Annotated in this window: 14 protein-coding genes; 3 read left to right on the forward strand and 11 right to left on the reverse strand. The window is 60.5% G+C overall.

Annotated features, from left to right (window positions below; genetic code table 11):
- Window positions 1-16 precede the first annotated feature (16 nt).
- From plsX to KX729_RS03315, 3 genes are all read right to left on the reverse strand, one after another.
- Window positions 17-1,063, reverse strand: coding sequence for a phosphate acyltransferase PlsX (plsX, locus tag KX729_RS03305; protein ID WP_219740990.1), 1,047 nt, complete (start codon window positions 1,061-1,063; stop codon window positions 17-19).
- Window positions 1,064-1,206: 143 nt separating this feature from the next.
- A complete protein-coding gene (locus tag KX729_RS03310) occupies window positions 1,207-1,773 on the reverse strand; it encodes a YceD family protein (RefSeq protein WP_219740991.1) in 567 nt (188 codons plus the stop codon).
- A 6-nt stretch (window positions 1,774-1,779) separates the two neighbouring features.
- Window positions 1,780-2,316, reverse strand: coding sequence for a ubiquinol-cytochrome C chaperone family protein (locus KX729_RS03315; RefSeq protein ID WP_219740992.1), 537 nt, complete (start codon window positions 2,314-2,316; stop codon window positions 1,780-1,782).
- 255 nt (window positions 2,317-2,571) lie between these two features.
- Here KX729_RS03315 and KX729_RS03320 point away from each other — a divergent pair, with 255 nt between their 5' ends.
- The gene (locus KX729_RS03320; RefSeq protein WP_219740993.1) at window positions 2,572-3,063 is read left to right on the forward strand and encodes an outer membrane protein assembly factor BamE; all 492 of its coding nucleotides are present in this window, start codon (window positions 2,572-2,574) and stop codon (window positions 3,061-3,063) included.
- Window positions 3,064-3,136: 73 nt separating this feature from the next.
- Here the strand turns inward: KX729_RS03320 and KX729_RS03325 are convergent, their stop codons facing one another.
- From KX729_RS03325 to ribH, 4 genes are all read right to left on the reverse strand, one after another.
- On the reverse strand, window positions 3,137-5,278 hold the full coding sequence (locus KX729_RS03325) for a sodium-translocating pyrophosphatase (RefSeq protein ID WP_219740994.1): 2,142 nt from the start codon (window positions 5,276-5,278) through the stop codon (window positions 3,137-3,139).
- Between the two features lie 231 nt (window positions 5,279-5,509).
- Window positions 5,510-6,730: an MFS transporter gene (locus tag KX729_RS03330; RefSeq protein WP_219740995.1), complete on the reverse strand. Its 1,221-nt coding sequence runs from the start codon at window positions 6,728-6,730 to the stop codon at window positions 5,510-5,512.
- Window positions 6,731-6,745: 15 nt separating this feature from the next.
- Window positions 6,746-7,225, reverse strand: coding sequence for a transcription antitermination factor NusB (gene nusB / locus KX729_RS03335; protein WP_219741206.1), 480 nt, complete (start codon window positions 7,223-7,225; stop codon window positions 6,746-6,748).
- A 4-nt stretch (window positions 7,226-7,229) separates the two neighbouring features.
- Window positions 7,230-7,688 (reverse strand): 6,7-dimethyl-8-ribityllumazine synthase, encoded by a 459-nt coding sequence (ribH, locus tag KX729_RS03340; protein ID WP_219740996.1) that lies wholly within the window; start codon window positions 7,686-7,688, stop codon window positions 7,230-7,232.
- Between the two features lie 184 nt (window positions 7,689-7,872).
- Here ribH and KX729_RS03345 point away from each other — a divergent pair, with 184 nt between their 5' ends.
- Window positions 7,873-8,394, forward strand: coding sequence for a GNAT family N-acetyltransferase (locus KX729_RS03345; protein WP_219740997.1), 522 nt, complete (start codon window positions 7,873-7,875; stop codon window positions 8,392-8,394).
- Window positions 8,395-8,571: 177 nt separating this feature from the next.
- The gene (locus KX729_RS03350; protein ID WP_219740998.1) at window positions 8,572-9,738 is read left to right on the forward strand and encodes a GAF and HD-GYP domain-containing protein; all 1,167 of its coding nucleotides are present in this window, start codon (window positions 8,572-8,574) and stop codon (window positions 9,736-9,738) included.
- A gap of 3 nt (window positions 9,739-9,741) precedes the next feature.
- Here the strand turns inward: KX729_RS03350 and KX729_RS03355 are convergent, their stop codons facing one another.
- From KX729_RS03355 to glyA, 4 genes are read right to left on the reverse strand one after another with little or no spacing between them, the layout of a single operon-like run.
- Complete coding sequence (locus tag KX729_RS03355) at window positions 9,742-10,356, reverse strand: riboflavin synthase (RefSeq protein ID WP_219740999.1); 615 nt, start codon at window positions 10,354-10,356, stop codon at window positions 9,742-9,744.
- Window positions 10,356-11,477 (reverse strand): bifunctional diaminohydroxyphosphoribosylaminopyrimidine deaminase/5-amino-6-(5-phosphoribosylamino)uracil reductase RibD, encoded by a 1,122-nt coding sequence (gene ribD, locus KX729_RS03360; RefSeq protein WP_312990540.1) that lies wholly within the window; start codon window positions 11,475-11,477, stop codon window positions 10,356-10,358. Before ribD ends, KX729_RS03355 begins: the two co-directional genes overlap by 1 nt.
- 4 nt (window positions 11,478-11,481) lie before the next feature.
- Window positions 11,482-11,961: a transcriptional regulator NrdR gene (gene nrdR, locus KX729_RS03365; RefSeq protein ID WP_219741000.1), complete on the reverse strand. Its 480-nt coding sequence runs from the start codon at window positions 11,959-11,961 to the stop codon at window positions 11,482-11,484.
- Window positions 11,962-11,990: 29 nt separating this feature from the next.
- Window positions 11,991-13,280: a serine hydroxymethyltransferase gene (gene glyA / locus KX729_RS03370; protein ID WP_219741001.1), complete on the reverse strand. Its 1,290-nt coding sequence runs from the start codon at window positions 13,278-13,280 to the stop codon at window positions 11,991-11,993.
- Between the last annotated feature and the right edge of the window lie 121 nt (window positions 13,281-13,401).

The following is a 13,401-nucleotide window of genomic DNA, read 5'->3' on the forward strand; positions in this document are numbered from 1 at the left end:
CTTTTACATCCTGTCGTCATGCCGCTTCGGGGCCAGCGGGAGGCTGACGACGGGCATGGTAAAAATTCAAGTCCTGGGCGATCTTGGCGTTGAGATCGTTGCGTGCCATGTCGTAGCCGACATCAATCGCTGCGGCGAAACCATCGGCATTGGTGCCGCCGTGGCTCTTGATGACGATGCCGTTCAGGCCGAGGAAGACGCCGCCATTGACCTTATTTGGGTCCATCTTTTCGCGCAGCCTGTCGAAAGCGCTTTTGGCCAGCAGGTAGCCGAGCTTGGCCATCCAGGTGCGCGACATCGATTCGCGCAGCAGCGTGGCGATCTGGCGCGCGGTGCCTTCGGCAGCCTTGAGTGCGATGTTACCGGTGAAACCTTCAGTCACCACCACGTCGACCGTACCCTTGCCGATATCGTCGCCCTCGACGAAACCGTGATAGGAAATGGTCGGCAGGTTGGCCTCGCGGATCAGTCGACCGGCCTCCTTGACCTCTTCCTGGCCCTTGACCTCTTCGACGCCGACATTGAGCAGACCAACGGTCGGGCGCTCAAGTTCGAACAGCGAACGGGCCATTGCACCGCCCATCAGGGCGAAATCGAGGAGCTGCTGGCTATCCGCGCCGATCGTCGCGCCGATATCGAGCACGATGCTTTCGCCCTTCAGCGTCGGCCAGATGCCGGCGATTGCCGGGCGCTCGATATTGGCCATGGTGCGAAGACAGAACTTCGCCATCGCCATCAGCGCGCCGGTATTGCCAGCCGATACAGCAACATCCGCCTCACCGAGCTTTACCGCCTCGATCGAACGCCACATGGTCGAGACATAGCGGCCGCGGCGCAAAGCCTGGCTCGGCTTCTCGTCCATGCCGACCGCGAGTTCGCATTCATGGAAAACGGACTTTTCGCGCAGCTTAGGATATTTCGCCAGCAACGGCTCGCATTGCGCTTTCAGCCCGTAGATGAGGAAGACTACGTCCGGGTGACGTTCCAACGCCTTGGCAGCACCGGGAATGACGACCTCTGGACCAAAATCGCCACCCATGGCGTCGATAGAAATTCTGATCACGCGTCCTTGATCCTTAATCTTCGCCGAACGTATGCCCGAGGCATTCGTCAGTTGTTACAGCGTCTTCAGCAGCCTGCTCATGCGCGGCCCTGTCGGCGAATTCGTGGCCAAAATATAGTTTTTGTTGCCGCTTACAACAGGGCTCAGTCCTTTTTCCAGTCTTTCAGGGCTGCAAACGGGTTCGGACGGCCACCCTTCTCGTTCGGATCGCCTTCAATATGATCCTTGAATTCGATGCCGGGTTTGCGCGGATAAGGGTCGATGGCAAGCGCCGCAAATTCGGCAACAACCTCGCCAGCATCGATCGTATCGCCGGAAAACGCTTCCGGCAGATCGGGGCCATCAGGATCAAGTACCATCTCGGAAACTTCGTTCGTTACGATGCGCGCGAGCTTGGATCCTTCGGGCACGAAGATCTGTTCGAAATGCTCTTTAATGGTCGATGCCACCGGCTCCAGCGTTACCACGCAGGACTGGACGATTTCGGCTTTCACATCGCCCTTCAGGCGAACGCCGTCCTTTTTCCATCGCGCCATTTGCAGTTCGGCCTTCAGGGACTTGACCACATCGACCCGCCAGACCTTGGCCAGCGCTTCAAGTTCGCGAGCATCGGCTTCAAGCTTGACCATTACCGCGTTGGCGGAAATGTTCCCGACCTTTACCGGATAAGAAAAGGCGGGCTTTTCACCGCCGTCATGATTGCTTTTCATGGAACCTCACTCTCCCGGCTGCGGCGGAACCGCGCCGCCACGGGAAATCTCGTCTTCTGAAACCTCGGCAAGTGCCGCTTCGGCCGCGATCATCCATTCGGCCAGACCGCGCATCGAAGGTGCATCCTGCTTCTGCGGATAGATATTGCGCTGAAGCGCGGATGCCAGTTTATCCGCATTCTTTTCGCCGAGCGCTTCCGCATAGGTCTCCAGCCGGCCGTAGAACATGCCAGCAAGTTTCTTCATGCGTTTGGGAACGCTCTGGTCGCCGATGCCGAGTTCGCGGATCGAATGATCGATATCCTGAAAGAAGGCATCGACGATCTCCTGCGCCAGTTCCTGGCCGCTGGCGGCGGAGTTTGCCGTGCGGCGGAAAAACAGGATCATCACCACCGTCAGCATCTCAAAGCGGCCCATGACGGTGTCCGGTACGTCGAGATCGGTATAGAAGAACGGTACGCGCGCCGCTGACGTCAACGTGGCGTATTGCCGGTTGACGATCGTCTGATTGTGGTTCTTCTTCTTGAAAAGGCCGAAGATCATCTGTTTTCCCGTTGTTTGTCTCCTCAGAACAGGCCGGGTTTTTACCCGCCATGTTGCATGGAAACGAAAGCTGGTTTACCGAAGCAGGCACGAATTGCAATGCCGTTCAGCAGCGAGCAAACGGCAGGGCAGTTTCGATGGCCTCATATCGGCGTCAGGACAGGCTCCCGTCCCCGAATAGCCATAATGATATGAGCAGCAAGGGCGCGTTGAGTTGGGGGGAAGCGGTTGAACAAGCGGGTTTTCGGGTACGAAATGACATTCTTGAATAAGACCGCGATGGCGATGGTCGTCGCATCCGTAGCCGTTTCGGGCTGCTCCTCGATGCAGCTTGGGGATACGATCTACAACGGTTACGTCATCGACGAACAATCGCTGAACCTGATCCCCGTCGGATCGAGCCGCGAACAGGTAGCCCTGACGATGGGTACGCCCTCGACGACAGCAACGTTCGATCACGAAGTTTTTTACTACATCTCGCAGAAGCGCGAACGGGCTGTGGCCTTCATGAAGCCGCGGCTGGTCGAACAACACGTCGTTGCGATTTATTTCGGCAAGGATGGGACGGTCGAGCGTCGCGCGAACTATACCTTGCAGGACGGCAAGGTCTTCGATACGATTTCGCGCACGACGCCGACCGGCGGTCGCGACCTGACGTTCCTGCAACAGCTTCTCAGCGGCGGCACCGGCGCCAACTCCGGTGCATCGGCCGCGCGCAGCATGTTCCAGAACATGAACTCGCGATAAGCGATCAAGGCATTTCCATAAAGAAACCCGCGGGAAGCAATTCCCGCGGGTTTCTTGTTTCAGGGGCGCGCTATCAGCCGGCGAGGATCGCCAGCAGCAGCAATGCCACAATATTGGTGATCTTGATCGCCGGGTTGACCGCAGGACCTGCCGTGTCCTTGTAAGGGTCGCCGACCGTGTCGCCGGTGACGGAAGCCTTATGGGCATCCGAGCCCTTCATGTGGCGAACACCATCCTTGTCGACGAAGCCGTCCTCGAAGCTCTTCTTGGCATTGTCCCAGGCGCCGCCGCCGGAGGTCATCGAGATTGCCACGAAGAGGCCGTTGACGATGACGCCGAGCAGCGAAGCGCCGAGTGCCGCGAAGGCAGAGGCCTTGTCGCCACCGGAGATCAGCAGAACGCCGAAATAGACGACGATCGGCGCCAGTACCGGCAGAAGCGACGGGATGATCATTTCACTGATCGCAGCCTTGGTCAGGATATCAACCGCGCGGCCGTAATCCGGCTTTTCCGTGCCCTCCATGATGCCCGGCTTTTCGCGGAACTGCCTGCGCACTTCCTCGACGATCGAGCCGGCTGCACGACCGACCGCGGTCATGGCGATACCGCCGAACAGGTAGGGGATGAGGCCGCCGAAGATCAGACCGGCGACGACATAAGGGTTGGCGAGGCTGAAGGAGATTTCGCCGATACCTTTGAAGTATGGGTACTGATCGCCACGGGCAGCGAAATACTGCAGGTCGTTGGCATAGGCCGCGAAGAGAACCAGAGCGCCGAGACCGGCGGAGCCGATCGCATAACCCTTGGTGACGGCCTTGGTCGTGTTGCCGACGGCGTCGAGCGCGTCGGTCGACTTGCGCACTTCCGGCGGCAGGTGGGACATTTCGGCAATGCCGCCCGCGTTGTCGGTGACCGGACCGAAGGCGTCGAGAGCAACGATCATACCGGCAAGGCCGAGCATGGTGGTGACCGCGATGCCGGTGCCGAACAGGCCGCCGAACTGGTAGGTGGCGATAATGCCGCCAACGATGACGATCGCCGGAAGTGCTGTCGATTCCAGCGAGACCGCGAGGCCCTGGATGACGTTGGTGCCGTGACCGGTGACCGACGCCTGGGCAATCGAGTTGACCGGACGCTTGTTGGTGCCGGTATAATATTCGGTGATGACGACGATCAGTGCCGTCACCACGAGGCCGAGAAGGCCGCAGATGAACAGGTTGCTGCCGGTGATTTCCTTGCCAGCAACGGTGCCGATGGTACCCCAACCGATGGTTACCTGGGTGGCGATGCCAAGCCCGACGATCGACAGGAGGCCGGTGACGATCAGGCCCTTGTAGAGGGCGCCCATGATCGAACCGTTCGAGCCGAGCTTGACGAAGAAGGTACCGATGATCGAGGTGATGATGCAAGCGCCGCAGATGGCCAGCGGATAGATCATCGTGGTTGCCAGAAGCGGCGAAGCAGCGAAGAAGATCGCGGCGAGAACCATGGTCGCGACGACCGAGACCGCATAGGTCTCGAACAGGTCGGCCGCCATGCCGGCGCAGTCGCCGACATTGTCGCCGACGTTATCGGCAATGGTTGCCGGGTTGCGCGGATCGTCTTCCGGAATACCGGCTTCGACCTTGCCGACAAGGTCGCCGCCGACGTCGGCACCCTTGGTGAAAATACCGCCGCCGAGACGGGCGAAAATCGAGATCAGCGAAGCGCCGAAGCCGAGCGAGACGAGCGCATCGATGACTTCGCGGGAGCCGCTTGGGTGACCGAGAACGGAGGTCAATATCCAGTAGTAGATCGAGACACCGAGGAGAGCGAGACCCGCGACCAGCATGCCGGTGATGGCGCCGGACTTGAAGGCGATGTCGAGGCCGGCGGCAAGGCTCTGCGAGGAGGCCTGCGCGGTGCGCACATTGGCGCGGACCGAGACGTGCATGCCGATGAAGCCTGCGAGACCGGACAGGACGGCGCCGATCACAAAGCCGAGCGCGGCCGTGCCCGAAAGGAGCAGCCAGGCCAGAACGGCGACAACGACGCCGACGATACCGATGGTCTTGTATTGACGCGTCAGATAGGCCTGTGCGCCTTCACGAATATATCCGGCGATTTCCTGCATGCGCTGATTGCCTTGGTCGGCAGCCAGAACTGAACGCGTCGCCCAGACGGCATAAATGATCGACAGCAAACCGCAGACGATCACACCCAGAATTACGGTCATTCGCTTCATCCTCTCCCTTGCGCCGGACAGCCCATGCAATCCGGCCATGCACCTTGCGGCGCCGACCCATCTGCCTTGGATGGGGAAGGATGCCGCAACACTCCACGATGCGCATTCCCGCACGAACGACCGATTCCCCTCCCAAGGACTCTGGGGTCGTTCACGCGGAGGCGAGATTGCTGTGGAGATGCCGTTGCGTCAAGCCCTGAAAGGCAAGACTTCAGGCGGATTTCAAGCTGACGTCCTTGGGCGGGATTTAAGAATCAGACTGACGATCAGGATCAGGCAGATGATCGTGACCGGCCAGATCACCAGATTGATGAACGACCAACCGTAGGCGATGAAGATCTTGCCGGACGAAAACGACGACAGCGCCACGGTGCCGAACAGCACGATATCGTGGAAACCCTGCACCTTGTCCGCCTCATGCGGCCGATAGCTGGAGGCGACGATCGCCGTCGAACCGATGAAACCGAAATTCCAGCCGACGCCAAGAAGCACAAGCGACAACCAGAAATTCCAGAGTTCTACGCCCATATGGGCGACGACGGCGCACGCCATCAGGATCACGAGGCCGGCTGCAACGACCTTTTCGGCGCCGAAGCGGGAGATGAGCATCCCGGTGAAAAAGCTCGGGCCGAACATGGCAAGCACGTGCCACTGGATACCCAATGTCGCGAGTTCGGTCGGGAAACCACAGCCGATCACCATGGCAAGCGGCGCGCCGGTCATCACGAAGGTCATCAGCGCATAGGTGCAGATGCCGCAGATCATGCCGATCATGAACCGCTGGGTCAGGACGATCTCGCCCAATGGCCGGGCAGGCACGGCATGTGCCGAGGATGTCGAAGGCTTCGGCAGCTTCAGGAAGGTCAGAACACCGAAGGCGATGATGCAGAGCGGAATGATCGCCAAGAAGGCACCCGCGAAGGGAGCCTCCACCAGCAGGTCCTTCGCCCAGATGGCGATCTGCGGGCCGAGCACGGCGGAGACAACGCCTGCGCCGAGGATCCAGGAAATCGCCTTCGGCTTGTAGACCGACGGCGAGGCGTCGGCCGCGGCAAAACGGATTTTCTGGGTAAAACCCGCACAGGTGCCGATCAGGACGAGCGCTAAAACGAAAAGCCAGAAGCTGCCGCGCAACAGAGCGATCGCGGCCACCGCGCCGCCGAGCACACCGACCATGCTGCCCAGCATGAAAGCCTCTTTGCGGCCGAGCCAGCGCGATGCGATGGCGATCACCACCGCGCCGCAGGCAGTGCCGACATTGAAGCCGGTGATCGGTGCGGTCGCAAGCGACTTATCTTCGGCGAGAAGCTGGTATCCGGCGAGCGAACCGAGGGAAATCGACAATGGCGCGATCGAACCTAGGATTGCCTGGGCGACCGCGAGTAGTCCGACGCTACGCCGGGCGGTGCGTATCTGCGTTTGAAGATCCAGCCCAGCGTCCATGTCTTTTACCTCGGATTACTTCTTCGTTTCGCCACGCACCTGCTTGGCGATGCGGTCGAGCACGGCGTTGACGATGCGCGGCTCGTCCTCTTCGAAGAAAGCACGGGCGATTTCGACATATTCGGTGACGATGACGGCGACCGGAACGTCCTTACGCTCCATCACTTCGAACGTGCCGGCGCGCAGGATAGCGCGCAGCGTAGAATCGAGGCGCGACAGCGGCCAGCTTTCTTCCAGCGAGGAACGGATCACCGGGTCGATCTTGGTCTGGTCGCGCACGACGCCTGAGACGATCGAGCGGAACCAGGACGGATCAGCCTTGAGGTAGGTATCGCCGTCGAGTTCCTGGCCGAGGCGATGCGCCTCGTATTCCGCCACGACTTCCAGCACGCCGGTGCCGCCGATATCCATCTGGTAAAGAGCCTGCACGGCGGCAAGCCGTGCGGCGCCCCGCTGGTTCGCCGGCTTGACCGGGTGTTCGCCTTCCTTGGCCATAAAATCAACCACCATTCAGCTTTTCGCGCAGCGCGATCATGGTCAGCGCGGCGCGTGCGGCAAAGCCGCCTTTGTCCTTGTCCGAACGGCGGGCACGCGCCCAGGCCTGTTCGTCATTTTCTACAGTCAGGATGCCGTTGCCGATAGCAAGCGATTCCGAAACCGCAAGGTCCATCAGCGCGCGGGAGGATTCGTTGGCAACGATATCGAAATGATACGTCTCGCCGCGGATCACCATGCCGAGCGCCACGAAGCCATGGTATTCGGTGCCACCCTCTTCGCCTGCGTCAAGCGCCATGGCGATTGCCGGCGGGATTTCCAGCGCACCCGGAACGGTCACGACGTCATAGGTGGCGCCGGCTTCCTTCAGCGCATGGGTCGCGCCTTCCAGAAGCGCATCGGCCATGTCGTCGTAGAAGCGCGCCTCGACGATCAGGATATGGGGAGCGGTTTCACGCGACATGGTTCACCTTTGGGTTTGGCGTTCAAATCGGACCGATTGTCAACTGAGCCGGTTCGCATCCGTCCGGCAGGTCGCGGTCAAAACACGCCTTAGTCCGAATGGCAAGCAAATTTCGCTGAACTCAGCCCTGCGAATCGGGAATAGCTGGATGCCTTGCATTTGCCTGGGCCTCTGGGAGGAGTGAATGAATAGCATACCGACGATCGAAACCGAACGGCTGATCTTGCGCCCGCATCGCCTTTCGGACTTCGAGGCTTTTGCGGCCATCTGGGCCGATCCGAACGTCGTGCGCTTCATTACCGGCACGCCGATCAGCCGTGAAAACAGCTGGGGCCGCATGTTGCGCGTCCGCGGCATGTGGCATCTCATGGACTTCGGCTTTCTGGCGATCGAGGAAAAGGCGACCGGTAACCTTTTGGGAGAAGCAGGCTTTCAGGACATGCGCCGCGAGATGATGCCGTCGATCGAAGGAACGCTCGAAACCGGCTGGGCGCTAATCCCTTCCGCACAGGGCAAGGGTTACGCCTATGAAGCGGTGAGCGCCATGATCGGCTGGGCGCAACAGCGCCATCCGGAGCGGCAGATGACCTGCATCATCAGTCCCGATAACGAGCCATCGCTGCGGCTTGCCGGCCGCCTCGGCTTCCGCGAATTCGCACGATCCGACTATCACGGTGAGATCGTCGTCCTGTCCCGCGAAAATTGACTAGCCGGCGTTCATTTTTCTGCAAGTATGAGATGTAGAAAATGAAGGCCGCGATTGCCTTTCGCAAACTCTGAGTAAGAATAGAGCGAAAGTTGATGCACTGTCTGATTCCAGTTTCCGCGTTCTCCCTTTATTAGGGAATTTGGATATAGAAAGCCCTATATCGTAGAGAGCCACATGGACGCCATTTCGCTACAGGCCGCACCGACCGCCGACAGTCTTGAAGATTTCATTTTTCGGATGTCGATGGCTCGCGGGCTCGATGAAGTGATGATGATCGTCCGGCAATCTGCCCGCCGGCTGGTCGGCGCAGACGGGGTGACTTTCGTGCTGCGCGATGGCGACAAATGCCACTATGCCGACGAAGACGCCATCTCTCCCCTGTGGAAGGGGCAGCGCTTCCCGCTCGAAGCCTGCATTTCCGGCTGGGCCATGCAGCATGCCGAAGTCGTGGTGATCGAGGATATCTACAAGGACGACCGCATTCCGCATGCCGCCTACCGTCCGACCTTCGTCAAAAGCCTGGCAATGGTTCCCGTGCGCCAGGACGATCCGATCGGAGCGATCGGCGCCTATTGGGCCAAGGCTGCGCGTCCGTGTGACGAATCCGTCCGTATCCTCCAGAGGATCGCCAATAGCGCCGCCATTGCGATCACCAATGTATCGCTGATCAATTCACTGGCTGCCGCCAAGGAAGATGCCGCCCGCGCCCGCGACGCGATGATCCTTGCCATGGCATCGCTGGCGGAAACCCGCGACCATGAAACCGGCAACCACATACGCCGCACGCAGCATTACGTTCGGGCACTTGCAGAAGCATTGCGCGACCATGGCGGTTATGAAGCGCTGCTGAGCGACGACGTGATCGATCTTCTCTATAAATCAGCACCACTGCACGACATCGGTAAGGTCGGCATTCCCGACAGCATCCTGCTTAAACCCGGACGCCTCGAGCCGGAAGAATATGAAGTGATGAAGACCCACGCGGAGCTTGGCCGCGCGGCAATCGCCACGGCCGAACGTTATATGGGTTCGACCACGCCCTTCCTCAGCCTTGCCAAGGAAATCGCCCATACCCATCATGAAAAATGGAACGGTACCGGTTATCCGCAGGGCCTGAAGGGCGAAGATATCCCGATCTGCGGGCGCATCATGGCGATCGCCGATGTCTACGACGCGCTGGTGTCAGAGCGCATCTACAAGCCTGCCATGCCGCATGACGATGCCGTGGGCCTGATCGTCAGGGAAGCAGGCACGCATTTCGACCCGGCGCTGGTCGGCGTTTTTGCCAAGATCGCGCCGAAGTTCGCGGAAATCCGCCGCCAGTTCGGGGATGCGGCATAAGCCTTAGATCTTGGCCGGGAACTCCGCCAGCCGCGCAGCATAACGCGCCATCGTATCGACTTCGAAATTGACGAAATCGCCGGCCTTGCGGTCGCCCCAGGTGGTGACGGTCAGCGTATGGCGGATAAGAAGCACATCGAAATCCGTGCCATTGACGGCGTTTACCGTCAGCGAGGTACCGTCGAGCGCAATCGAACCCTTCGGCGCGACAAAGCGTGCCAGATGTTCGGGCGCGCGCAAACGAATACGAACCGCCTCGCCTTCATGCTCGATCGACAGTATCTCGGCCTTATCGTCCACATGGCCGGAAACGATATGGCCGCCGAGTTCGTCGCCGATCTTCAAGGCGCGCTCAAGATTGACGCGGGTGCCCTGCTTCCAGCTCGCAATCGTCGTCAGCCGCAGCGCTTCTTCCCAGGCCTCGACCTCGAACCAGCGCTCGTTACTGCCGCTTTCCGGAAGTGCCGTCACCGTCAGGCAAACACCGCCGTGAGAAATCGATGCACCCATATCGATGGTCTTCGGGTCGTAGTTCGTCGAAATCCGTAGCTTTACGCCCTCGTCCATCGGCGTCAGAGCCGCGACGGTGCCGACATCGGTGACAATTCCGGTGAACATCAGGAAGACCTTTCGTATTCGAACATCCGATCCGGCCCGAACGCTTCTTCGCGGATCAGCCGGAACCCGGCTGGCATATCGGATGGCGTGAGCGGCGATTCAAGACCGCCCTCCCCGATCGTGCCTGTGCCCTGGAAGAGCACGATGTGATCGACCAGGCCGGCATCAAGGAAAGCTTTCGCGACGATCGCGCCGCCTTCGACCAGCAGTGTGGACATGTTCCGCATGGCGAGAACGGCCAGGAGGATATCGAGGCTGGTGGCTTCCATGGTTTCGACGCCGGCTTCCCGCAGCAGGCGGTGCCGGCGCGTCGGGTTGCCGAGCATGTCATGCAGGGCCGACGGCGCCGCTACCACGATCACCGGCACGTCGCGCGCTGTCTCAACCAGTTTCGATTCGAGCGGGATCGTCAGCTTACCGTCCAGCACGATGCGGGTCGGCGAATTCCCCTCAAACCCTGGAAGGCGGACTGTGAGCTTGGGATCATCCGATAAGGCCGTTCCTGCGCCGACGAGGATTGCATTGCTCACGGCACGCAGACGGTGCACCTCCGCTTTCACCTCCGCGCCGGTGATGGCGATCTCCTCGCCGCGCCGGCCGAGCATGCCGTCGGCGGACACGGCAAGCTTCAGCGTCACATGCGGGCGGCCCTTTGTCTGACGCGTGAGGTAGCCGGCCATCACCCGTTTTGCCTCATCCTCCATCAGACCGGTTTCGACCTTGATGCCAGCCTCGCCAAGGATCGTCGTGCCACGGCCTGACACACGCAGATCGGGATCAGCAAACGCGATGACGACGCGGGCCACACCTGCGTTCACCAACGCGTTGGCGCAGGGCGGCGTGCGGCCAAAATGCGAGCAGGGTTCGAGCGTGACATAGGCGGTAGCACCGCTGGCCTGTTCGCCGGCGATCACCAGTGCCTGGGCTTCCGCATGCGGGCGGCCGCCCTTTGCAGTCACCGCCTCGCCGACGACCTCGCCATCGCGGACAATGACGCAGCCGACGGAGGGATTGGTGTCGGTCTGTCCCATATTGCGGCGGGACAGTTCGAGCGCGCGCGCCATAAACCGGCGATCGTCATCGGTAAATGTCGTTCCGATCTCGTTGATGCCCTCGGACACAGCCTCAGGGCTCCATGCCGGGATCGCGGCCGATCTTGGCGTTGATCTCCTCGATCACCTTCTCGAAATCCTCCGCATGGGAGAAATCGCGGTAGACCGAAGCGTAACGCACGAAGGCCACGTCATCGAGGCTCTTCAGCGATTCCAGCACCTGCAGGCCGATCTGTTCCGACGAGATTTCCGTCTCGCCGGAGCTTTCCAGCCGGCGGACGATGCCGGACACGGCGCGTTCGATGCGGTCGTTATCGACCGGCCGCTTGCGCAGCGCGATCTGAAACGAACGCACCAGCTTGTTGCGGTCGAAGGGCACCTTGCGGCCGGTCTTCTTGACCACCATCAGCTCACGCAGCTGAACGCGCTCGAAGGTGGTGAACCTGCCGCCGCAATCCGGGCAGATACGCCGCCGGCGGATGGAGGTGTAATCCTCCGCCGGACGCGAATCCTTCACCTGCGTGTCTTCCGATCCGCAATAGGGGCAGCGCATTACGTCTCCTTAAGCCTGAACTCGTCGGCTTACATATAGGGATACATCGGGAAGCGGTCGGTCAATGCGACGACTTTTTCGCGCACGCTTGCTTCCACGGCAGCATTGCCCTCATCCGAATTGGCGACCTTCAGGCCATCGAGCACCTCGACGATGAGGTTGCCGATTTCCTTGAAGTCGGCTTCCTTAAAACCGCGCGTCGTGCCGGCCGGCGTGCCGAGGCGGATGCCGGAGGTGACGAAGGGCTTTTCCGGGTCGAAGGGAATACCGTTCTTGTTGGTGGTGATATAGCCGCGGCCGAGAGCTGCCTCAGCGCGCTTGCCGGTGGCGTTCTTCTTGCGCAGGTCGACCAGCATCAGGTGGTTGTCGGTGCCACCGGAAACGATATCGAGGCCGCCGGCGATCAGCGTTTCGGACAGCGCCTTGGCGTTCTTGACGATCTGGGCGGCGTAGTCCTTGAAGTCCGGCTGCAGCGCCTCACCGAAGGCTACGGCCTTGGCGGCGATGATGTGCATCAGCGGGCCGCCCTGGAGACCCGGGAAAACGGCCGAGTTGAACTTCTTGGCCAAATCTTCGTCGTTCGTCAAGATGACGCCGCCGCGCGGGCCGCGGAGCGACTTGTGGGTCGTCGTGGTCGCGACATGGCAATGCGGGAACGGCGACGGATGCTGGCCGCCGGCCACGAGGCCGGCAATGTGGGCCATATCGACCATCAGATAAGCGCCGACCGAGTCGGCGATCTCGCGGAAACGCTTCCAGTCCCAGATACGGGAATAGGCGGTGCCGCCGGCGATGATCAGCTTCGGCTTGGTTTCTTCGGCCTTGCGGGCGACTTCATCCATGTCGAGCAGGTTGTCGCCTTCGCGCACGCCGTAGGAAACGACGTTGAACCACTTGCCGGACATGTTGACCGGCGAACCATGGGTCAGGTGGCCCCCGGAATTCAGGTCGAGGCCCATGAACGTATCGCCCGGCTGCAGCAGTGCCAGGAAGACGGCCTGGTTCATTTGGCTACCGGAATTCGGTTGGACGTTGGCGAAATTGACACCGAACAGCTTCTTGGCGCGTTCGATGGCAAGCTCTTCGGCGATATCGACGAACTGGCAGCCGCCGTAATAACGCTTGCCCGGATAACCTTCCGCATATTTGTTGGTCATGATCGAACCCTGCGCTTCGAGCACGGCGCGGGAAACGATGTTTTCCGAAGCGATCAGCTCGATTTCGTGGCGCTGGCGACCCAGCTCCTTCTCGATCGCGCCAAAGATTTCCGGATCGGATTCGGCAAGCGGACGAGAGAAGAAGGCGGTGGTGTTCGACATGTGCGAGGCTCCTCAAAGGGCGTATGCTAAGGGGTGTGCATGCGATGTCGCGTCTTAGCGTTCCGGTAACCCAAGGGCAATACGGGGAACGACATTTGCCAGCCGGAAGGCGCGGCGATTT

The organism is Neorhizobium populisoli (genome assembly GCF_019430945.1).
GTDB classification, from domain to species: domain Bacteria; phylum Pseudomonadota; class Alphaproteobacteria; order Rhizobiales; family Rhizobiaceae; genus Neorhizobium; species Neorhizobium populisoli.

Excerpts from the sequence above, each read along its gene's own strand:
- KX729_RS03310 (WP_219740991.1), bottom strand. The coding sequence starts at position 1,773 with ATGAAAAGCAATCATGACGGCGGTGAAAAGCCCGCCTTTTCTTATCCG.
- KX729_RS03315 (WP_219740992.1), bottom strand. The coding sequence starts at position 2,316 with ATGATCTTCGGCCTTTTCAAGAAGAAGAACCACAATCAGACGATCGTC.
- KX729_RS03320 (WP_219740993.1), top strand. The coding sequence starts at position 2,572 with ATGACATTCTTGAATAAGACCGCGATGGCGATGGTCGTCGCATCCGTA.
- KX729_RS03325 (WP_219740994.1), bottom strand. The coding sequence starts at position 5,278 with ATGACCGTAATTCTGGGTGTGATCGTCTGCGGTTTGCTGTCGATCATT.
- KX729_RS03330 (WP_219740995.1), bottom strand. The coding sequence starts at position 6,730 with ATGGACGCTGGGCTGGATCTTCAAACGCAGATACGCACCGCCCGGCGT.
- nusB (WP_219741206.1), bottom strand. The coding sequence starts at position 7,225 with ATGGCCAAGGAAGGCGAACACCCGGTCAAGCCGGCGAACCAGCGGGGC.
- ribH (WP_219740996.1), bottom strand. The coding sequence starts at position 7,688 with ATGTCGCGTGAAACCGCTCCCCATATCCTGATCGTCGAGGCGCGCTTC.
- KX729_RS03345 (WP_219740997.1), top strand. The coding sequence starts at position 7,873 with ATGAATAGCATACCGACGATCGAAACCGAACGGCTGATCTTGCGCCCG.
- KX729_RS03350 (WP_219740998.1), top strand. The coding sequence starts at position 8,572 with ATGGACGCCATTTCGCTACAGGCCGCACCGACCGCCGACAGTCTTGAA.
- KX729_RS03355 (WP_219740999.1), bottom strand. The coding sequence starts at position 10,356 with ATGTTCACCGGAATTGTCACCGATGTCGGCACCGTCGCGGCTCTGACG.
- nrdR (WP_219741000.1), bottom strand. The coding sequence starts at position 11,961 with ATGCGCTGCCCCTATTGCGGATCGGAAGACACGCAGGTGAAGGATTCG.
- glyA (WP_219741001.1), bottom strand. The coding sequence starts at position 13,280 with ATGTCGAACACCACCGCCTTCTTCTCTCGTCCGCTTGCCGAATCCGAT.